Origin of the sequence: Pseudomonas violetae, from assembly GCF_023072615.1 — a bacterium.
GTDB classification, from domain to species: Bacteria; Pseudomonadota; Gammaproteobacteria; order Pseudomonadales; family Pseudomonadaceae; genus Aquipseudomonas; species Aquipseudomonas violetae.
The window spans coordinates 14,447-34,405 of the sequence record NZ_JAKNRW010000014.1; the positions used below are offsets into that span (position 1 = coordinate 14,447).

17 protein-coding genes and 2 tRNA genes are annotated in these 19,959 nt (G+C 57.6%); 1 reads left to right on the forward strand and 18 read right to left on the reverse strand.

The genetic code is table 11. From position 1 onward, the window contains the following. Positions 1–19: 19 nt before the first annotated feature. The 15 genes from pnp to rlmE form a co-directional block, all read right to left on the reverse strand. On the reverse strand, positions 20–2,125 hold the full coding sequence (gene pnp, locus L9059_RS17195) for a polyribonucleotide nucleotidyltransferase (RefSeq protein WP_247292173.1): 2,106 nt from the start codon (positions 2,123–2,125) through the stop codon (positions 20–22). A 194-nt stretch (positions 2,126–2,319) separates the two neighbouring features. After that, complete coding sequence (gene rpsO / locus L9059_RS17200) at positions 2,320–2,589, reverse strand: 30S ribosomal protein S15 (RefSeq protein WP_003176135.1); 270 nt, start codon at positions 2,587–2,589, stop codon at positions 2,320–2,322. Between the two features lie 117 nt (positions 2,590–2,706). Beyond that, positions 2,707–3,624 (reverse strand): tRNA pseudouridine(55) synthase TruB, encoded by a 918-nt coding sequence (gene truB / locus L9059_RS17205; RefSeq protein WP_247292174.1) that lies wholly within the window; start codon positions 3,622–3,624, stop codon positions 2,707–2,709. Positions 3,625–3,627: 3 nt separating this feature from the next. Next, positions 3,628–4,029, reverse strand: a complete 402-nt coding sequence (rbfA, locus tag L9059_RS17210; protein WP_045060039.1) for a 30S ribosome-binding factor RbfA — start codon at positions 4,027–4,029, stop codon at positions 3,628–3,630. Positions 4,030–4,188: 159 nt separating this feature from the next. After that, positions 4,189–6,720, reverse strand: a complete 2,532-nt coding sequence (gene infB / locus L9059_RS17215) for a translation initiation factor IF-2 (RefSeq protein WP_247292175.1) — start codon at positions 6,718–6,720, stop codon at positions 4,189–4,191. A 27-nt stretch (positions 6,721–6,747) separates the two neighbouring features. Beyond that, positions 6,748–8,229, reverse strand: a complete 1,482-nt coding sequence (gene nusA / locus L9059_RS17220) for a transcription termination factor NusA (RefSeq protein WP_045060041.1) — start codon at positions 8,227–8,229, stop codon at positions 6,748–6,750. Positions 8,230–8,276: 47 nt separating this feature from the next. Beyond that, positions 8,277–8,735 (reverse strand): ribosome maturation factor RimP, encoded by a 459-nt coding sequence (rimP, locus tag L9059_RS17225; protein ID WP_010463487.1) that lies wholly within the window; start codon positions 8,733–8,735, stop codon positions 8,277–8,279. A 138-nt stretch (positions 8,736–8,873) separates the two neighbouring features. Next, positions 8,874–8,950: transfer RNA gene (locus L9059_RS17230), tRNA-Met, on the reverse strand. A gap of 96 nt (positions 8,951–9,046) precedes the next feature. Beyond that, positions 9,047–9,132: transfer RNA gene (locus L9059_RS17235), tRNA-Leu, on the reverse strand. 22 nt (positions 9,133–9,154) lie between these two features. Then, positions 9,155–9,538 carry a preprotein translocase subunit SecG gene (secG, locus tag L9059_RS17240; RefSeq protein WP_081818720.1) on the reverse strand — a complete coding sequence of 128 codons (384 nt, stop codon included), beginning with the start codon at positions 9,536–9,538 and terminating at the stop codon, positions 9,155–9,157. 4 nt (positions 9,539–9,542) lie between these two features. Next, positions 9,543–10,298 carry a triose-phosphate isomerase gene (tpiA, locus tag L9059_RS17245; protein ID WP_247292176.1) on the reverse strand — a complete coding sequence of 252 codons (756 nt, stop codon included), beginning with the start codon at positions 10,296–10,298 and terminating at the stop codon, positions 9,543–9,545. Positions 10,299–10,364: 66 nt separating this feature from the next. Continuing rightward, complete coding sequence (glmM, locus tag L9059_RS17250; RefSeq protein WP_247292177.1) at positions 10,365–11,702, reverse strand: phosphoglucosamine mutase; 1,338 nt, start codon at positions 11,700–11,702, stop codon at positions 10,365–10,367. Positions 11,703–11,719: 17 nt separating this feature from the next. Further along, entirely contained in the window at positions 11,720–12,571 is an 852-nt protein-coding gene (folP, locus tag L9059_RS17255) for a dihydropteroate synthase (protein ID WP_247292178.1), read from the reverse strand. Positions 12,572–12,579: 8 nt separating this feature from the next. Then, entirely contained in the window at positions 12,580–14,490 is a 1,911-nt protein-coding gene (ftsH, locus tag L9059_RS17260; RefSeq protein WP_247292179.1) for an ATP-dependent zinc metalloprotease FtsH, read from the reverse strand. Positions 14,491–14,692: 202 nt separating this feature from the next. Next, positions 14,693–15,322, reverse strand: coding sequence for a 23S rRNA (uridine(2552)-2'-O)-methyltransferase RlmE (gene rlmE / locus L9059_RS17265; RefSeq protein WP_247292180.1), 630 nt, complete (start codon positions 15,320–15,322; stop codon positions 14,693–14,695). A gap of 105 nt (positions 15,323–15,427) precedes the next feature. Here rlmE and L9059_RS17270 point away from each other — a divergent pair, with 105 nt between their 5' ends. Next, positions 15,428–15,736, forward strand: coding sequence for a YhbY family RNA-binding protein (locus L9059_RS17270; protein ID WP_008005472.1), 309 nt, complete (start codon positions 15,428–15,430; stop codon positions 15,734–15,736). 9 nt (positions 15,737–15,745) lie between these two features. Here the strand turns inward: L9059_RS17270 and L9059_RS17275 are convergent, their stop codons facing one another. The 3 genes from L9059_RS17275 to carB are packed head-to-tail and all read right to left on the reverse strand — an operon-like array spanning position 15,746 to position 19,876. Further along, positions 15,746–16,150, reverse strand: coding sequence for an MFS transporter (locus L9059_RS17275; protein WP_247292181.1), 405 nt, complete (start codon positions 16,148–16,150; stop codon positions 15,746–15,748). Between the two features lie 31 nt (positions 16,151–16,181). Beyond that, positions 16,182–16,658, reverse strand: a complete 477-nt coding sequence (gene greA / locus L9059_RS17280) for a transcription elongation factor GreA (RefSeq protein WP_247292182.1) — start codon at positions 16,656–16,658, stop codon at positions 16,182–16,184. Beyond that, positions 16,655–19,876 (reverse strand): carbamoyl-phosphate synthase large subunit, encoded by a 3,222-nt coding sequence (carB, locus tag L9059_RS17285; protein ID WP_247292183.1) that lies wholly within the window; start codon positions 19,874–19,876, stop codon positions 16,655–16,657. The genes greA and carB overlap by 4 nt, the downstream gene beginning before the upstream one ends. Positions 19,877–19,959 lie beyond the last annotated feature (83 nt).

A 19,959-nucleotide genomic window follows, 5' to 3' on the forward strand; every position in this document is an offset into this window, starting at 1 on the left:
GGTCAGGCGATGTGCGTAATTAAACGCCCGAAGCCTTGGCAGCGGCTACGTCTTTGATGGATAGCTTGATACGGCCGCGGTTGTCCACGTCCAGTACCAACACTTCCACTTCTTGGCCTTCTTTCAGGATGTCGGTCACTTTTTCAACGCGAGCGTCGCTCAGCATCGAGATGTGAACCAGACCGTCCTTGCCAGGCAGAATGTTGACGAATGCGCCGAAGTCGACGATGCGCTCAACCTTACCAACGTAGATCTTGCCGATTTCAGCTTCTGCGGTGATGCCCAGAACGCGCTGACGTGCAGCTTCAGCAGCTTCCTTGGTTTCGCCGAAGATCTTGATCGAGCCGTCGTCTTCGATGTCGATCGAAGCCTTGGTCTCTTCACAGATCGCACGAATGGTCGCGCCGCCTTTACCGATAACATCACGGATTTTGTCGGTGTCGATTTTCATCGCGATCATGGTCGGAGCATTTTCCGACAGTTCGGTACGGGACTGACCAATGATCTGGTTCATCTGACCGAGGATATTCAGGCGCGCTTCCAGGGCTTGGCCCAGAGCGATTTCCATGATTTCTTCGGTGATGCCCTTGATCTTGATGTCCATCTGCAGCGCGGTAACACCTTTGGCGGTACCGGCTACTTTGAAGTCCATGTCGCCCAGGTGATCTTCGTCGCCCAGGATGTCGGTCAGGATGGCGAACTTCTCGCCTTCTTTAACCAGACCCATGGCGATACCGGCAACCGGTGCCTTCATCGGAACGCCGGCATCCATCAGTGCCAGGGAGGCGCCGCAGACCGAAGCCATGGAGCTCGAACCGTTGGACTCGGTGATTTCCGATACAACACGGATGGTGTACGGGAACACGTCGGCTGCAGGCAGCATGGCTGCAATCGAACGACGGGCCAGACGGCCGTGACCGATTTCGCGACGACCAGCGCCACCCATGCGACCACACTCACCTACCGAGAACGGAGGGAAGTTGTAGTGCAGCATGAACGGGTCTTTTTTCTCGCCTTCCAGGGTGTCCAACAGCTGCGCGTCACGGGCAGTACCCAGAGTTGCAACAACCAGCGCCTGGGTTTCGCCACGGGTGAACAGAGCCGAACCGTGGGTCTTAGGCAGAACACCAACTTCGATGTTCAAAGGACGTACGGTCTTGGTGTCGCGGCCGTCGATACGTGGCTTGCCGTTTACGATGTTTTCGCGAACGGTGCGGTATTCGATTTCGCCGAAAGCAGCTTTCACTTCGCTGGAAGAAGGCTGACCTTCTTCACCGGACAGCTTGGCCACAACCTGGTCTTTCAACTCACCCAGGCGAGCGTAACGGTCGGCCTTGATGGTGATGGTGTAAGCCTGGGAGATCGCGTCGCCGAACTCGGCACGGATGGCGCCCAGCAGAGCGGTGGCTTCTGGCTGTGCAGTCCAGGTCCAGGTTGGCTTGGCCGCTTCGGCCGCCAGTTCTTTGACGGCGTTGATCACAACCTGGAACTCGTCGTGAGCAAACAGTACCGCGCCCAGCATCTGGTCTTCGGTCAGCTCTTTGGCTTCCGATTCAACCATCAGTACGGCTTCCGAGGTACCGGCAACGACCATGTCCAGGCTCGAAGCTTTCTGTTGCTCGTAAGTCGGGTTCAGCAGGTAGCCAGTGCTTTCGTGGAACGCAACGCGTGCACAGCCGATAGGGCCATCGAAAGGAATGCCGGAGATGGCCAGGGCAGCCGAGGTACCGATCATCGCAGCGATGTCCGGATCGGTCTTCTTGCTGGTGGAAACGACGGTGCAGACAACCTGCACTTCGTTCATGAAGCCTTCTGGGAACAGCGGACGGATCGGACGGTCGATCAGTCGGGAAGTCAGGGTTTCTTTCTCGGAAGGACGGCCTTCGCGCTTGAAGAAACCGCCAGGGATCTTACCGGCAGCGTAAGTTTTTTCCTGGTAGTGAACGGACAGAGGGAAGAAGCCCTTGCCTGGATCGGCTTGCTTGGCACCGACAACAGTCACCAACACGCTGACATCGTCGTCAACGGTGACCAATACTGCGCCGGAGGCCTGACGGGCGATACGGCCAGTCTCGAGGGTAACGGTCGACTGACCGAACTGGAATTTTTTGATTACCGGGTTCACGGTGTCCTACCTTCTTTGTGGCTCTTGGGGAACTTGTCTTCTTGCGAAATTCTTGGGCAATGTCGGGAGTCGGCCCAACGCCTGTCCAGGGTAAAACGTGTATCCAGATAAAACTTGAGGCTGGGAGCCTGCCATGCGCCAGAGGGAAACCCACTGACGTACGGCAGACAACCAACCTCTAGCGCAATCGCTTATTAGCGACGCAGACCCAGGCGACCGATCAGAGCCTGGTAACGGCCCAGATCCTTGCCTTTCAGGTAGTCCAGCAGCTTACGACGCTGGTTTACCATGCGGATCAGACCACGACGGGAGTGGTGATCTTTACCGTTGGCCTTGAAGTGACCTTGCAGTTTGTTGATGTTGTGGGTCAGCAGTGCAACTTGCACTTCTGGCGAACCAGTGTCACCAACAGCTTGCTGATAGTCAGCTACGATTTGAGCTTTTTCTTGAACGTCGAGAGCCATGAGGCAATCCTTTTATCAGGAAACTGTTTCAGAAAAACAGTCTCAATAGGCCAGGGACAAATCCCTGTATCTAAAAATGAGTAGTGACCGTGCCTATTAACAGCCACCCTCGTCCGGTCATTCTGACCGAATCAGTCGACGCGGCGCGATGCGCCCGTCTTCGCTCACTTCACCGATTCCGATGAAGCGACCATTGTGATCCTGTACCCGTACCATGCCGAACTTCGGTGCGTCCGGGGCTCGTACCGGTTGGCCGTTAAGCCAGTAGAACGAGCTGTGCTCCGAAAACTGCAACAGTGGCCAATCCAGCAGGCCGCTGTCCGATGGCATCAGGAAGCGATCGACCGCTTCGTTACCACCCTCGGCATGTACCGCTTCCAGCTCTTCAAGCGTGACAGTCTGCGCCAGCGTGAACGGCCCGGCCTGGGTACGTCGCAATTGTGCAACGTAAGCGCCACAACCGAGTTGCTCACCAATATCCTCCACGAGGGTACGAATATAGGTGCCTTTGCTGCAATCCACCGCCAGCCGCGCAGTATCACCTTCGAAGGCCAGCAATTCCAAGCGCGCAATAGTAACAGAACGCGGTTCGCGCTCCACTACTTCGCCTGCACGAGCCAGCTTGTACAGCGGCTGCCCGTCACGCTTGAGCGCTGAATACATAGGTGGTATCTGACTGATTTGCCCACGGAATTTCGGCAAAGCCGCTTCGATATCGGGGCGACCAACGGTCACCGGACGCTCCTGCAAAACCTCACCCTCGGCATCGGCCGTGGTGGTGGTCTTGCCCAGTTGCGCCAAGGTTTCATAAGCCTTGTCGGAATCGAGCAGGTACTGCGAAAACTTGGTCGCCTCACCGAAGCACAACGGCAATACACCGGTGGCCAGCGGATCGAGACTGCCGGTGTGGCCGGCCTTCTCGGCGTTGAGCAACCAGCGAACCTTCTGCAACGCCGCGTTGGAGGTGAACCCCAGCGGTTTGTCGAGCAGGATGATGCCGCTGACGTTACGACGGATACGTTTGACCTGAGCCACCGATTACTCCTTGGCGTCTTCGGGTTCAGCCGCTACCGGGCGCTGACTGTCTTCAGCCACCGCACGTTCGATCAGGGCCGACAGGTGCGCGCCACGCACGACGCTTTCGTCGTAGTGGAAGTGCAGCTGCGGAACGCTGCGCAATTTCATTTCACGGGCCAGCTGCATGCGCAGGAAGCCTGCGGCGGAGTTGAGCACCTTGATGCTTTGCGCGATGTCTTCGGCGTTGTCCTGACCCATCACGGTGATGAAAATCTTGGCGTGACCGACGTCACGGCTGACTTCAACAGCGGTAATGGTGACCAGGCCGACGCGCGGGTCTTTGACTTCACGACGGATCAACTGTGCGAGCTCGCGCTGCATCTGATCGCCGATACGTTGGGTACGGCTGTATTCTTTTGCCATGTCTTGTTACCTGTTACTGCCCCACGGTGAAACCCGTGTGGTCTGAAAGCGGCAAACGCCCGGCCTGACAAAAGCCAGACCGGGCGTTGCGTTTAGAGTCCTGACGCCGTGCCGCGCATTTGCATGCGACGGCCCGTCGTGGCCCTTGAAGTGCGCGAGTTAGAGGCTGCGAGCAACCTGAACCTTCTCGTAGACTTCGATCTTGTCGCCAGCTTTGACGTCGTTGTAGCTCTTCACGCCGATACCGCATTCCATGCCGGCACGTACTTCGGAAGCGTCATCCTTGAAGCGGCGCAGGGATTCCAGCTCGCCTTCGAAGATAACGATGTCTTCACGCAGTACACGGATTGGACGGTTACGGTGAACGACACCTTCGAGCACCATGCAACCGGCGATCGCGCCAAACTTCGGCGAACGGAACACGTCACGTACTTCAGCGATACCCAGGATGTTCTCGCGAACATCGCTGCCCAGCATACCGGTCAGGGCTTTCTTGACGTCTTCGATGATGTCGTAGATCACGTTGTAATAACGCATATCCAGACCTTCCTGCTCGACGATCTTGCGAGCGCCAGCATCGGCACGCACGTTGAAGCCGAACAGTACAGCGTTGGAGGCCAGTGCCAGGTTGGCGTCGGACTCGGTGATACCACCGACACCGCCACCGACAACACGCACTTGCACTTCGTCGTTACCCAGGCCGTTAAGGGCACCGTTCAACGCTTCCAGCGAACCACGGACGTCAGATTTGAGGACGATGTTAAGCGTCTTCTTCTCTGCCTGGCCCATGTTTTCAAAGATGTTTTCCAGCTTGCCGGCGTGAGCGCGAGCCAATTTGACTTCGCGGAACTTGCCTTGACGGAACAGAGCCACTTCACGGGCTTTCTTCTCGTCCGACAACACGCTCATCTCGTCGCCAGCGTCCGGGGTACCGTCCAGGCCGAGGATCTCGACAGGGATGGAAGGACCGGCTTCCTTGATTGGCTTGCCGTTCTCGTCGAGCATGGCACGTACACGGCCATAGTTCGAACCGACCAGCACCATGTCGCCTTGGCGCAGGGTACCGTCTTGAACCAGAACGGTTGCAACCGGACCACGACCTTTGTCGAGACGCGATTCAACCACGACGCCACGGCCAGGAGCCGAAGGAGTCGCTTTCAATTCAAGAACTTCAGCTTGCAGCAGGACAGCTTCGAGCAACTCGTCCACGCCGGTACCGACTTTCGCCGAAACCGATACGAACGGGGTGTCGCCGCCCCACTCTTCCGAAGTCACGCCGTGAACCGACAGTTCGCTACGGATGCGATCGAGATCAGCGCCCGGCTTGTCGATCTTGTTCACTGCAACAACCAGTGGAACACCGGCAGCCTTGGCGTGCTGGACAGCTTCAATGGTCTGCGGCATCACGCCGTCGTCCGCTGCAACTACCAGGATCACGATGTCAGTGGCCTTGGCACCACGAGCACGCATGGCGGTAAACGCGGCGTGACCTGGGGTGTCGAGGAAGGTGACCATGCCACGTTCGGTTTCAACGTGGTACGCACCGATGTGCTGGGTGATACCGCCGGCTTCGCCAGCAGCTACCTTGGCACGACGGATGTAGTCGAGCAGCGAAGTCTTACCATGGTCAACGTGGCCCATTACGGTCACAACTGGAGCACGGGAGAACGTCTCACCTTCAAACTTCAGGGACTCGGCCAGGGAATCTTCCAGGGCGGTGTCGCTGACCAGGGTCACTTTGTGGCCCAGTTCTTCGGCTACCAGCTGAGCAGTTTCCTGATCAAGCACCTGGTTGATGGTCGCTGGAGTACCCAGTTTGAACATGAACTTGATGATTTCAGCAGCCTTGACCGACATCTGATTGGCGAGATCGCCAACAGTGATGGTCTCACCGATCTGCACATCACGCACGACAGGGCCGGTTGGGCTCTGGAAACCGTGGGCATTGCGTTTTTTCAGCTTGGCCTTGCCGCGACCACCACGACGGAAGCCATCGCTTTCTTCGTCGGTAGTACGTGGGGCAACGCGTGGAGCAGGCGCTTTCTCTTTGACCGAGGCACGATGCGGAGCGTTTTTACGCTCGCCGTCGCCACCACCGCTGCGACGATTGTTATCGTCTGCACGTGGTTTGTCCGGACGGCGCTGTTCGTTCTGCTTGTTACGAACGTCTGCAGACGGTGCTGGAGCAGCAGCCACAACCGGAGCGCTTTCACGCACAGGCACGGCGGCCGCAGCAGGAGCCGCGACTGCGTCGTTGGTAGCGGTTTGCGCAGCAGCAGGCTGGCGACGCGCTTCTTCTTCGGCGCGACGCTTGGCTTCTTCTTCAGCCTTCTGACGTGCAGCACTATCTACTGCGCGACGTTCATCCAGTTCGCGTTTGCGCTCGGCTTCAATTTCTTCCGGGCTGCGCTGTACGAAGACTTTCTTCTTGCGTACTTCAACGCTGATGCTTTTGCTGCCAGCAACACGCAGGGTGCTGGTGGTTTTACGCTGCAGCGTGATCTTGCGTGGTTCTTCCACTTTCGCCTTGTGGCTGCTTTTCAAGTGAGTCAGCAAAGATTGCTTCTCACTGTCAGTCACATGTTCTTCGGCGGCGGTGTGCGGCAGACCTGCCTCACGCATCTGCTGCAACAGGCGCTCTACCGGTGTTTTGACCTCATCGGCCAGTTGTTTCACCGTGACTTGCGTCATGCACTTCTCTCCTCAGGCCGCGCCTAATTACTCGAACCAATGGGCTCGGGCGGCCATGATCAACTTGCCGGCACGATCATCGTCAATGCCGTCGATGTCGAGCAGATCGTCAATAGACTGCTCGGCCAGGTCTTCGCGGGTAATTACGCCGCGCACCGCCAGTTCCATCGCCAAATCCTTGTCCATACCCTCAAGCGAGAGCAGGTCTTCGGCCGGATGGGCGTCTGCCAGCTTTTCCTCAGTAGCGATGGCTTTGGTCAACAAACGATCCTTGGCACGAGCGCGAAGCTCGTTGACGGTTTCTTCGTCAAAGCCATCGATGTTGAGCATTTCCTCCACCGGTACGTAGGCAATCTCTTCCAGGCTGGTGAAGCCTTCATCTACCAGCACCTGTGCAAGGTCTTCGTCGACTTCCAGCTCGTCGATGAAGTTGCGCAGGATGTCGCCGGTTTCTGCTTGCTGCTTAGCCTGGATGTCCGATTCGGTCATCACGTTCAGGGTCCAGCCAGTCAACTGGCTGGCCAGACGCACGTTCTGACCTCCGCGACCGATGGCCTGAGCCAGATTGTCTGCGCCAACGGCGATGTCCATTGCATGGGCATCTTCGTCAACGATAATTGCCGCAACCTCAGCCGGGGACATAGCGTTGATTACGAACTGAGCCGGGTTATCGTCCCACAGGACGATGTCCACACGCTCACCGCCCAACTCACCCGACACTGCCTGGACGCGCGAACCGCGCATACCGATGCAAGCGCCCTGCGGGTCGATGCGTTTGTCCTTGGAGCGGACCGCGATCTTGGCACGCGAACCCGGGTCACGGGATGCAGCCATTACTTCGATCAGGCCTTCAGCAATTTCCGGCACTTCGATGCGGAACAACTCGATCAGCATTTCCGGCGCGGTACGCGACAGGATCAGCTGCGGGCCGCGGTTCTCGGTGCGGATTTCCTTGAGCAACGCACGCAGGCGTACGCCAACCCGGAAAGTTTCGCGGGAGATGATGTCTTCACGAGCCAGCAACGCTTCTGCGTTGTTGCCCAAGTCGACGATCACGTTGTCGCGGGTCACTTTCTTCACGGTGCCGGAGATGATTTCTCCCAGGCGCTCGCGATAAGCATCAACGACTTGAGCGCGCTCGGCTTCGCGAACTTTCTGCACAATGACCTGCTTCGCAGTCTGTGCAGCAATACGGCCGAACTCGATGGACTCGATCTTTTCTTCGACTACGTCACCGACCTGTGCGCCAGGATGCGTTTCTGCAACCTTGCTTGGCCAGGTTTCGATAGCCGGATCGTCCAGGTCTGCTTCTTCGACCACCGTCCAGCGACGGAAAGTCTCGTAGGCACCGGTGTGGCGATTGATTTCCACACGCAGATCGACTTCGTCCTCGAAACGCTTTTTGGTAGCAGTGGCCAAGGCCAGCTCCAGCGCTTCAAAAATTACGTTTGCCGGTACGCCCTTTTCATTGGATACCGACTCAACAACCAGCAGTACTTCTTTGCTCATCGTACGCCTCGCCTTTCGCAAGCCATTGGATCCGCGGGATCCGCGTCTCAGTCAAAACTGGGAATAATGTTGGCCTTGTCGATCATATCGATCGGCAACAGGAACTCATGGTCTTCTACCTGCACCACGACGTCCTGCTCTTCTACACCGCGCAGAAGGCCCTGAAAGTTGCGTCGACCTTCAAAAGGCGAGCGCAGCTTGATCTTCACTTGTTCACCGGCAAATTTTGCAAACTGCTCAATAGTGAACAGCGGGCGTTCCATGCCAGGCGAGGAAACTTCGAGGGTGTATTCAACGGCGATTGGATCTTCAACGTCCAGAACACCACTGATCTGACGGCTGACAATGGCACAGTCGTCCACCAGCACACCGCCCTCTTTATCGATATAAACGCGCAACATTGAGTGGCGACCTTGAGCCGAAAACTCAATACCCCAGCATTCATAGCCTAGGGCCACGACCACCGGGGCCAGCAAGGCCTGCAACTCTTCTAGCTTGCTCGACACCTGAACCCCCTCGTGCATGTATGTGCATGCTGTGCAAAATAAAAAAATGGGCGAAACGCCCATCCTTGAAACGCCGTCGAACAGCGGCGTTGAAAGTGTCCAGCTAACAAAAAGCCCCTTAAAAGGGGCTCCTTAAACTGGTTGCGGGGGCCGGATTTGAACCGACGACCTTCGGGTTATGAGCCCGACGAGCTACCAGACTGCTCCACCCCGCGACAAAGCTGGGGCGGAAGTATACGACCGATCCCTTTCAGGGTCAATGTAACCTTCCACCTACAAGAAAGCCCGCAACAGCGGGCTCTCCTGATAATTGGTACCGAGAAGGGGACTCGAACCCCTACACCCTATGGGCACAACCACCTCAAGGTTGCGTGTCTACCAATTCCACCACCTCGGCAATACTACGTTTGAAACCCTTCTTACTTCTGCTCTTGAGCTGGAGGCACGTCAGTCGCTGAAGTAGCCGACTTTTGCTCTTGAAGCACCGGTACATCATCAGAAGCCGGTTTTTGCTTTGGAACTTCCAACACTGCTGGATCTGGTAAACCTACTTGAGTCAGCTGGTGAGCTTTCTCTTTAGCAAAGTAACCTAACCCCAAGCTGGTTATGAAGAAACCTGCGGCAAGTATAGCAGTAAACTTACTAAGAAAGGTAGAGGAACCTTGGCTTCCGAACACAGTATTTGAAGCACCTGCTCCGAAAGACGCACCAGCATCCGCACCTTTACCCTGCTGCAGCAAAACCAGAGCAACTACGCCCAATGCACCCAGCAGATGAAAAACGACTACGACTGTTTCCAGCATTTTTTCAGTTTCCCGCGGCGCGAATGATCGCACCGAACTCATCTGCATTCAGGGAAGCTCCACCAATGAGCCCCCCATCGATATCCGGCATGCCGAACAGTTCGACCGCATTGGCCGCCTTCACGCTGCCGCCGTATAGAAGCCGCACACCTTGTGCGACCTCAGAATTTTCTGCCGCCAACTGGGCGCGGATGGCTGCGTGCACATCCTGCGCTTGTTGCGGCGAAGCCGTCAGCCCGGTGCCAATGGCCCAGACCGGCTCGTAAGCAATGACTGCCTGGGCAAAGACACCAACACCCAGCTCCTCGATGATGCAGCCCAGCTGACGCCCGACCACCTCAAGAGTTTTCCCGGCTTCGCGCTGTTCAAGGGTCTCCCCTACGCACAACACCGGAATCAAGCCGCATGCCTGTGCCGCTGCGAACTTGCGGATCAATGCTCCGTCCTGCTCGCCCATGATCTGGCGGCGCTCGGAGTGCCCTACAAGAACCAGGGTACAACCTGCATCCACCAACTGACTCGGTGCAATCTCACCGGTCAACGCACCTTGCATGGATTCCACCGCAGAGTTCTGCGCACCGACCTGGATCGGCTGGCCTTTCAAGCCATCAATCACTTGATTGATATGCAGGCAAGGCGGGAATACCGCTACATCAACACCGCTCGGCAAGGCCAGATGACTCAGGCCATTGATCAGCTCAGCGACGCTGGCGCGGGTACCGTGCATCTTCCAGTTACCAGCTACCATAGGGCGACGCATGCTGTACCTCGTCGGTCAAAGTGGGCGCAGATGTTACCCAACACAATCAAGACTGGCAAGCCGAATTCAGGCAGAAACTTCAGTAACCAGCTTTGCCAGCTCTTCGGCATAGCCACGAACCTGTGTTTCGTCTTCGCCTTCGACCATGACACGCACCAGCGGCTCGGTACCGGACTTACGCAACAACACGCGCCCACGACCGGCCATGGCGTCAGTGACGCGCTGACTGGCCTCTTTGACTGCTGGATGCTCAATTGGATTGGCACCACCGCCAAAACGCACATTGATCAGCACCTGAGGGCACTTGCGCAACGCTTGACGCGCCTGGGCAAGACCTTCGGAGCGAGTCTTGAGGGCCATCAGCACTTGCAACGCCGCAATGATCGCATCACCGGTGGTAGTGTGGCTAAAGCACACGATATGCCCGGAGTTTTCGCCACCCACCAGCCAATTGCGCTCCAATAGGTCAGCAATAACATACCGATCGCCGACATTGGCGCGCACAAAAGGAATCGACAGGTCAGCCAGGGCCAGTTCCAGCCCAAGGTTACTCATCAAGGTACCGACCACGCCGCCCTGCAGCTTGTCACGCTCATGCAGATCGCGAGCAATGATATAGAGCAACTCGTCGCCATCAACAATGGCACCGGTGTGATCAACCATCAGCACCCGGTCGCCATCGCCATCAAAGGCGATACCCAGGTCGGCGTGTTCGGCCAGTACGGCAGCCTGCAGTTGCCCCATGTGGGTCGAGCCACAATTATCATTGATGTTCAGGCCATTGGGCTGGGCAGAGAGCACTACGACTTCAGCCCCCAGCTCACGGAATACGCTCGGGGCCACTTTGTAGGTCGCACCGTGGGCGCAGTCGAGCACGATCTTCAGGCCAGCAAAGCTGGTACCCGTCGGCACGCTGCTCTTGCAGAATTCGATATAACGACCCGAGGCATCGTTGATCCGCGAAACCTTGCCGATCTTGCTCGACTCAACCACAGTCATCGGGGTGTCGAGCAGTTCTTCGATCATCAACTCGACTTCATCCGGAAGCTTGGTCCCACTGCCGGAGAAGAACTTGATGCCGTTGTCGTCGTGAGGGTTGTGCGAGGCACTGATCACGATCCCGGCTTGCGCATGAAAAGTGCGGGTCAGGTAGGCAATGGCAGGTGTTGGCATCGGCCCCAACAGCATCACGTCGGCACCGGCCGACGTCAGGCCAGCCTCCAGCGCCGACTCAAACATATATCCGGATATGCGGGTGTCCTTGCCCACCAGCACCTTGCATGCACCCATCTTGCGAAACGCCATGCCTGCAGCCCAGCCAAGCTTGAGCATGAAGTCAGGGGTAATTGGGTATTCGCCGACTCGACCGCGAATGCCGTCGGTACCAAAGTATTTCTTAGTCATAAGTTGCTCCATCACTCTTATTCGGCTGTTTCGACTGCGGTAATCATCCGCACTACATCAACTGTTTCGGCTACATCATGGACGCGCAATATACGCGCTCCCTTGGCGCACGCCAGTGCCGCCAGCGCCAGGCCGCCATACAGACGTTCCCCGACCGGACGATTTAACGCATTGCCAATCATGCTCTTGCGCGAAACCCCGACCAACAGGGGGCGCCCCAGGGCGTGCAAGGCTTCCATGTGTTTGAACAAGCTTAGATTGTGCTGCAGGGTTTTGGCGAAGCCGAAGCCCGGATCCAGGATGATGCGCTCGGCTGGAATGCCAACCAGTGCACACTGAGCCATCCGCTCGGCGAGAAACTCACCGACCTCACTGGTAACGTCCTGATAATGCGGATCATCCTGCATGTCGCCAGGCTCGCCCAGCATATGCATCAAGCACACAGGCAAGCCGGTGGCTGCAGCGGCATCCAATGCGCCGTCACGGCGCAAGGAGCGCACATCATTGATCAACCCCGCCCCCAGTCGCGCAGTTTCGCGCATGACTGCCGGAGTGGAGGTATCAACCGAAATGATCACATCGAGTTCGTTGTTGAGGCGCTCGACGACAGGCGCTACGCGCTCGAGCTCCTCGAGCGGAGAAACCGCCCTGGCACCCGGCCGGGTCGATTCACCTCCGACATCGATCAGCGTCGCGCCGGCCGCCACCATCGCTTCCGCATGGCGCAGAGCCGCGTCGAGCTGGCTGAAGCGGCCGCCATCGGAAAAGGAGTCGGGAGTTACGTTGAGAATACCCATGACATGCGTATGGGCCAAATCAAGAACCCGGTTGCCGCAAGGCAACCGGGTCGAGGACTGAACAAAAGTCATTTCAAACCTTAAACGTCAGCAGCAGGACCGCCGATCGGTGTTTCCGGGCGCGGATCCTGCACTGCCGGAGGAGTACCGGAAGTGCCTGTACCACCCGACCAGTCCCGAGGTTCGCGAGGAGTACGACCCGCCATGATGTCGTCGATCTGATCGGCATCGATCGTCTCGTATTTCATCAGCGCATCGGCCATTGCGTCGAGCTTGTCGCGATTATCGGTGAGAATCTGCTTGGCGGTGCCGTAGCACTGATCAATGATGCTGCGGACCTCGGAGTCGATCAGCTTGGCTGTCTCACCAGAGAAGCTTGCACCCTGACCTCCGCCACCGCGACCGAGGAACACTTCGCCTTCTTCTTCGGCATACATAAGCGGACCGAGTTTTTCCGACAGTCCCCATTTGGTTACCATGTTCCGCGCAATCTGGCTGGCGCGCATGATGTCGTTGGAAGCTCCGGTGGTCACACCGTCGAAGCCCAAGGTCATCTCTTCAGCGATACGACCACCGTAGAGCGAGCAGATCTGGCTGATCAGCGCACGCTTGGACAGGCTGTAGCGATCTTCCTCCGGCAGGAACATGGTCACACCCAACGCACGACCGCGCGGGATGATGGAGACCTTGTAGACCGGGTCATGCTCCGGCACTACGCGCCCCACAATGGCATGACCTGCTTCGTGATAAGCGGTGTTCTGCTTCTCTTTTTCCGACATGACCATGGATTTGCGCTCAGCGCCCATCATGATCTTGTCCTTGGCCAGTTCGAATTCTTTCATTTCGACGACGCGCTTGCCGGTACGGGCAGCGAACAACGACGCTTCGTTCACCAGGTTGGCAAGGTCGGCACCAGAGAACCCTGGTGTACCACGGGCAATTACCGCAGGAGCGACGTCGTCACCCATTGGCACTTTGCGCATGTGCACCTTGAGAATTTGCTCGCGACCTCGGATATCCGGCAGACCTACCACGACCTGACGGTCGAAACGGCCCGGACGCAGCAACGCAGGGTCCAATACGTCCGGACGGTTGGTTGCAGCAATCACGATGATGCCGTCATTCATTTCGAAGCCGTCCATCTCTACCAGCAACTGGTTGAGAGTCTGTTCGCGCTCGTCGTGACCACCACCCATACCGGCGCCACGGTGGCGACCGACGGCGTCGATTTCATCGATGAAGATGATGCAAGGCGCATGCTTCTTGGCCTGCTCGAACATGTCACGAACACGGCTCGCACCCACGCCGACAAACATCTCGACGAAGTCGGAACCGGAAATGGTAAAGAACGGCACCTTCGCTTCGCCGGCAATCGCCTTGGCCAGCAAGGTTTTACCGGTACCCGGAGGACCGACCATCAGCACACCGCGAGGGATGCGACCACCCAGGCGCTGAAACTTGCCCGGATCACGGAGGAATTCTACCAACTCGCCGACTTCTTCCTTGGCTTCGTCGCAACCAGCAACGTCAGCCAATGTAGTCTTGACCTGATCTTCGGAGAGCAGGCGTGCCTTGCTCTTGCCGAAGCTCATCGGCCCACCCTTGCCTCCCGCGCCGCCCTGCATCTGGCGCATGAAGAACATGAACACGGCGATGATCACCAAGATCGGGAAGCTTGCCACCAGGAGTTGAGTCCAGATGCTTTGCTGCTCAGGCTGCTTACCTTCGACAACGACGTGGTTGTCCACGAGGTCACCGATCAGACCGTTGTCCTGAATTGCCGGACGGATGGTCTTGAAGCTGTCGCCATCGTTGCGTTTACCGGTAATCACATAACCGTCAACGGCTACGCGCTCGACCTTGCCATCCTTGACCTGCTGGATGAAGTCGGAGTAGTTGAGGGTCTGCGGCTCGTTAGGGCTGGAGAAGTTGTTCATCACCGTCACCAGGACCGCCGCGATGATCAACCACAGGATCAGATTCTTTGCCATATCGTTCAATTAACTACCCTCTGAAGCAAGCTCCGCTAATGGCGCGCGCTTCGCATGATATTCACCGGCCTAACTTACTACATTACGTACGGCTCTGGCAGGCGCCGTCTGTAACCCTTTGTGAAACACTTTCTACACAATATTCGCTATTTCCCACAGGGCGAAATACGAAAATCCTATCGAGCCGCAAAAAAACCTCGATTTACTCACTGCGGCCGCGGTAGCCCCAAGCCAGCATGTATTGCTCGCGGGAACTGCCACGGGAAGAGTCCGGCTTAATCATCTGGACCTTGTCGAATTTCTGACGAGCGTCCTTCACGTAAGCATCAAACCCTTCGCCCTGAAACACCTTGATCACAAAATTGCCACCCGGCCTGAGTATCCGTGCCGCCAGATCAAGAGCCAGCTCACATAGAAACATGGCTTTTGGCATGTCCACCTCAGGCGTACCACTCATATTGGGGGCCATATCGGAAATCACAAGGTCCACCTGCGAATTACCCACGGCTTCAAGGATCTGAGCGAGCACTTCGTCCTGGGTGAAGTCACCCTGGATGAAAGTCACGTCCGGAATACTGTCCATTTCCAGGATGTCCGAGGCGATCAAACGCCCATGACCACCGATCAGCCGACTAGTGACCTGCGACCAGCCGCCGGGCGCCGCACCCAGGTCGACAACGCTCATACCCGGACGGATCAGCTTGTATTTCTCCTGGACCTCCAGAAGCTTGTAACTCGCACGCGAGCGGTAACCATCCTTCTGCGCCTGCTTCACATAGGGATCATTGACATGTCTTTGCAGCCACTTAAGGCTTGTCTTGGAACGGGCCACGGGCCACCTCGAAAATAAAACGGGTCGTGATTAACTGGGCGGTCCCGGACTCGCTCGGGTAAACTGGCCGCCGCTTTTTACAAGATCAGACGCAGGGGTCAGATTATGCCGCTCACTCAAGAGCAGAAGAAACAGTACAAATCCATTGGCCACCATCTGAAACCAGTCTTGACTGTGGCTGACAACGGTTTGACTGAAGGTGTGTTAGCCGAACTTGAACGCGCGTTGGCGGATCACGAGCTGATTAAAATCAAGCTCAACATCCTCGATCGCGAGTCGCGCCTGGCGAACATTGCAGAACTGTGCAAGGTCGGCAAAGCGGACCTGGTTCAGGTCATCGGCAAGATGGCACTGATTTACCGCAAGAACTTCAGCGTCAACAAGCAACTGTCGAACGTCCATCGCTTCAAGTGATGACAAGGGTCAAGGGTGTGCTTCGCGCACCCTGCCACTCCACCCAGGCACCGGCTGCAACACCAGCACCAGCCCGGAAAAGCCCAGGACCAGGTAGCTGAAAACCTGCCAACGCACTGCATCCGGCCAGCCGAAGCGCACGACGACAAACATCCCGCACGCACACAACCCCACCAACAGCAGTTGCCCGCGAATATCGCGCCATAGACTGGCAAGGCCCTCGGCCTGAATCAGCACCAAAGCCTGAAAAATCACACACGCTGCGCCAAACGCCACCATCAGCGCATTCAGCATGCCTGCAACTTCGTCGATCAGCAGCGGCGCCAGGCCAATCATGCCCAGCACCGGCACCAGACCGATATGCAGCAGCCACAGGCCGCCAACCCATAACATCTGGGTCAACTGCCAAAGCATGGCGCCCGCACGAAGCGGGCGCCCTGACTTATTAGATGTGGCGAACTTCGACAATCTCATACTCGATAACGCCACCCGGCGTCTTCACGGCAACCACGTCACCCTCTTCCTTGGCAATCAAGGCGCGGGCCAGTGGCGAACCCACGGAAATCTTGCCGAGTTTGAAGTCAGCTTCGTCTTCACCCACGATGTGGTAAGTGACGCTTTCGTCGGTTTCGACGTTGGCGATTTCAACGGTGGTGCCGAAAATCACTTTGCCGGTGTGCGCAATGGTCGTGACGTCGATGATTACCGCATTCTGCATGCGGCCTTCGATGTCACGAATCCGCGCCTCGACCATGCCCTGCTGCTCGCGAGCAGCGTGGTATTCAGCGTTTTCCTTCAGGTCTCCCAACTCGCGGGCCGTTCCGATGTCCTGGCTGAGCTTCGGACGGACGACCTTGGTCAGGTGAGCGTGCTCCTCTTCCAGGGCTTTGGCGCCCTGGACGGTCATTGGGTACTTGATCATGCCTTCAATCCTGCGTGTAGATCCTGCAAGCGACGTACGGTCTTCTCGGGACCGAACTTCAGCGCTTCGCAGATGGCTTCGCCAGCAGCAATGGTGGTGGTGCAGTAGATCTTGTGCTGCAAGGCATTACGACGAATGGAGTACGAGTCGGCGATCGACTGACGACCTTCGGTGGTGTTGATGATCAGGGTGACTTCGTCATTCTTGATCATGTCGACCACGTGCGGACGACCTTCGGTCACCTTGTTCACACGGCGCACTTTCAGGCCTGCGGCTTCGATCAGCTTGGCAGTACCGGCAGTGGCAACCACTTCGAAGCCCAAGTTGATCAGATCACGGGCCACGCCTGCAACCAGTGGCTTGTCATCGTCACGCACGCTGATGAACGCGGTACCGCCAGTCGGCAGTACTTCGCTGGCGCCCATCTGGGCCTTGGCGAATGCTTCGCCAAAGGTGTCGCCCACGCCCATCACTTCACCGGTGGACTTCATCTCAGGGCCCAGGATCGGGTCCACACCCGGGAATTTGGCGAATGGGAACACCGCCTCTTTCACGCTGTAGAAGTTAGGAATGATTTCCTTGGTGAAGCCGATTTCCTTCAGGGTTTTACCGGCCATGACGCGAGCCGCGATCATCGCCAGGGAAACACCGATGCACTTGGACACGAACGGCACGGTACGGGAAGCGCGCGGGTTGACTTCGATCACGTAGATGTCTTCGCCTTGCAGCGCCAACTGCACGTTCATCAGGCCGACAACGCCCAACTCCAGGGCCATTTTCTTGACCTGTTCGCGCATCTCGTCCTGGATATGCGCAGGCAGCGAGTACGGCGGCAGGGAGCATGCGGAGTCACCGGAGTGAACACCGGCCTGCTCAATGTGCTGCATGATCGCGCCGATCACCACGTCGGTACCGTCGCAGACCGCATCCACGTCCATTTCGATGGCGCAGTTGAGGAAGTGGTCGAGCAGCACCGGGCTGTCGTTGGACACTTTCACCGCGTCACGCAGGTAGCGCTTGAGCTCTTCTTCTTCGTAGACGATTTCCATCGCGCGACCGCCCAACACGTAGGACGGACGAACTACCAGTGGGTAACCGATCTTGCTGGCAGCACGAATCGCTTCGTCTTCGCTGCGCACAGTAGCGTTTGGCGGCTGACGCAGGTTCAGGCGCTCGACCATTTGCTGGAAGCGCTCGCGGTCTTCGGCGCGGTCAATGGCGTCAGGGCTGGTGCCGATGATCGGCACGCCGGCTTCTTCCAGGGCACGCGCCAGTTTCAGTGGGGTCTGGCCGCCGTACTGGACGATCACGCCTTTAGGCTTTTCGACGCGGCAGATTTCCAGCACGTCTTCCAGGGTCACTGGTTCGAAGTACAGGCGATCGGAGGTGTCGTAGTCGGTGGAAACGGTTTCCGGGTTGCAGTTGACCATGATGGTCTCGTAACCGTCTTCGCGCAGGGCCAATGCCGCGTGCACGCAGCAATAGTCGAACTCGATGCCTTGGCCGATACGGTTAGGACCGCCGCCGAGGATCATGATCTTGTCGCGGCCCGACGGCGCGGCTTCGCACTCTTCCTCGTAAGTCGAGTAGAGGTAGGCGGTGTCGGTGGCGAACTCGGCCGCGCAGGTGTCAACGCGCTTGTAGACCGGGAAGATCTCCAGCTTGTGACGGTGACGACGCAGGTTTTTCTCGGTCACGCCCAGCAGCTTGGCCAGACGCATGTCGGAGAAGCCCTTGCGCTTGAGGCGGAACATCATGTCTTTGTCGATGCTGGCCAGACCCAGGGTCTTGACCTTCTCTTCTTCCTTGATCAGATCTTCGATCTGTACCAGGAACCACGGGTCGATCATGTTCATGCCGAAGATATCTTCGACCGACAGGCCGGCGCGGAACGCGTCAGCCACGTACCAGATACGCTCGGCACCCGGCACGGTCAGCTCGCGCTTGAGGATGCTCATGCTTTCCGGATTGCTCAGGTCGAGCTTCTCGTCCAGGCCGCAAACGCCCACTTCCAGGCCGCGCAAAGCTTTCTGCAGCGATTCCTGGAAAGTCCGGCCAATGGCCATGACCTCACCCACCGACTTCATTTGAGTGGTCAGGCGCGCGTCGGCTTTCGGGAATTTCTCGAAGGCGAAGCGTGGCAGCTTGGTCACGACGTAGTCGATGGACGGCTCGAAGGACGCAGGAGTAGCACCACCGGTGATTTCGTTCTGCAGTTCATCCAGGGTGTAGCCGATCGCCAGTTTGGCAGCGATACGCGCAATCGGGAAACCAGTGGCTTTCGAGGCCAGTGCCGACGAACGGGATACCCGCGGGTTCATCTCGATGACCACCATACGGCCAGTGTCCGGGCAGATGCCGAACTGGACGTTGGAGCCGCCGGTTTCCACGCCGATCTCGCGCAGTACCGCCAGGGAGGCGTTACGCATGATCTGGTATTCCTTGTCCGTCAGGGTCTGTGCCGGCGCAACAGTGATCGAGTCACCGGTGTGCACGCCCATCGGATCAAAGTTTTCAATGGAGCAGACGATGATGCAGTTGTCCTTCTTATCGCGGACAACCTCCATCTCGTATTCTTTCCAGCCGATCAGGGATTCGTCGATCAGCAGCTCTTTGGTCGGCGACAGGTCCAGACCACGAGCGCAGATTTCTTCGAACTCTTCACGGTTGTAAGCGATACCGCCACCGGTGCCGCCCATCGTGAAGGACGGACGGATGATGCACGGGAAGCCGAGCTTCTCGAGCACTGCGTTGGCTTCTTCCATGCTGTGGGCGATACCCGAGCGCGGGCAGTCCAGGCCAATGGATTTCATCGCTTTGTCAAAGCGTGAACGGTCTTCGGCCTTGTCGATGGTGTCGGCATTGGCGCCAATCATCTCTACGCCGAACTTTTCCAGGACGCCTTCGCGCTCCAGGTCCAGGGCGCAGTTCAGGGCGGTCTGGCCGCCCATGGTTGGCAGCAGCGCGTCCGGACGTTCTTTCTCGATGATCTTGGCAACGGTCTGCCACTTGATCGGCTCGATGTACGTGGCGTCGGCCATGTCCGGGTCGGTCATGATGGTTGCCGGGTTGGAGTTCACCAGGATGACGCGGTAGCCCTCCTCGCGCAGGGCTTTGCAGGCCTGGGCGCCGGAGTAGTCGAATTCGCAAGCCTGGCCGATAACGATCGGGCCAGCGCCGAGAATCAGGATGCTTTTTATGTCTGTACGTTTTGGCATGGGTTTGTCACTCAAATCCGCAGGTCAGTCGGCAAGCCGTCTTGTTCAATCTGTGAAGCCTTGAGGGGGCCGCCGGTCTCGGG

Coding starts and splice junctions, on each gene's coding strand:
- L9059_RS17275 (WP_247292181.1), bottom strand. CDS start 16,150: ATGCTTTGGCAGTTGACCCAGATGTTATGGGTTGGCGGCCTGTGGCTG.
- greA (WP_247292182.1), bottom strand. CDS start 16,658: ATGATCAAGTACCCAATGACCGTCCAGGGCGCCAAAGCCCTGGAAGAG.
- infB (WP_247292175.1), bottom strand. CDS start 6,720: ATGACGCAAGTCACGGTGAAACAACTGGCCGATGAGGTCAAAACACCG.
- rbfA (WP_045060039.1), bottom strand. CDS start 4,029: ATGGCAAAAGAATACAGCCGTACCCAACGTATCGGCGATCAGATGCAG.
- ftsH (WP_247292179.1), bottom strand. CDS start 14,490: ATGGCAAAGAATCTGATCCTGTGGTTGATCATCGCGGCGGTCCTGGTG.
- glmM (WP_247292177.1), bottom strand. CDS start 11,702: ATGACTAAGAAATACTTTGGTACCGACGGCATTCGCGGTCGAGTCGGC.
- tpiA (WP_247292176.1), bottom strand. CDS start 10,298: ATGCGTCGCCCTATGGTAGCTGGTAACTGGAAGATGCACGGTACCCGC.
- secG (WP_081818720.1), bottom strand. CDS start 9,538: ATGCTGGAAACAGTCGTAGTCGTTTTTCATCTGCTGGGTGCATTGGGC.
- folP (WP_247292178.1), bottom strand. CDS start 12,571: ATGACTTTTGTTCAGTCCTCGACCCGGTTGCCTTGCGGCAACCGGGTT.
- rpsO (WP_003176135.1), bottom strand. CDS start 2,589: ATGGCTCTCGACGTTCAAGAAAAAGCTCAAATCGTAGCTGACTATCAG.
- carB (WP_247292183.1), bottom strand. CDS start 19,876: ATGCCAAAACGTACAGACATAAAAAGCATCCTGATTCTCGGCGCTGGC.
- L9059_RS17270 (WP_008005472.1), top strand. CDS start 15,428: ATGCCGCTCACTCAAGAGCAGAAGAAACAGTACAAATCCATTGGCCAC.
- nusA (WP_045060041.1), bottom strand. CDS start 8,229: ATGAGCAAAGAAGTACTGCTGGTTGTTGAGTCGGTATCCAATGAAAAG.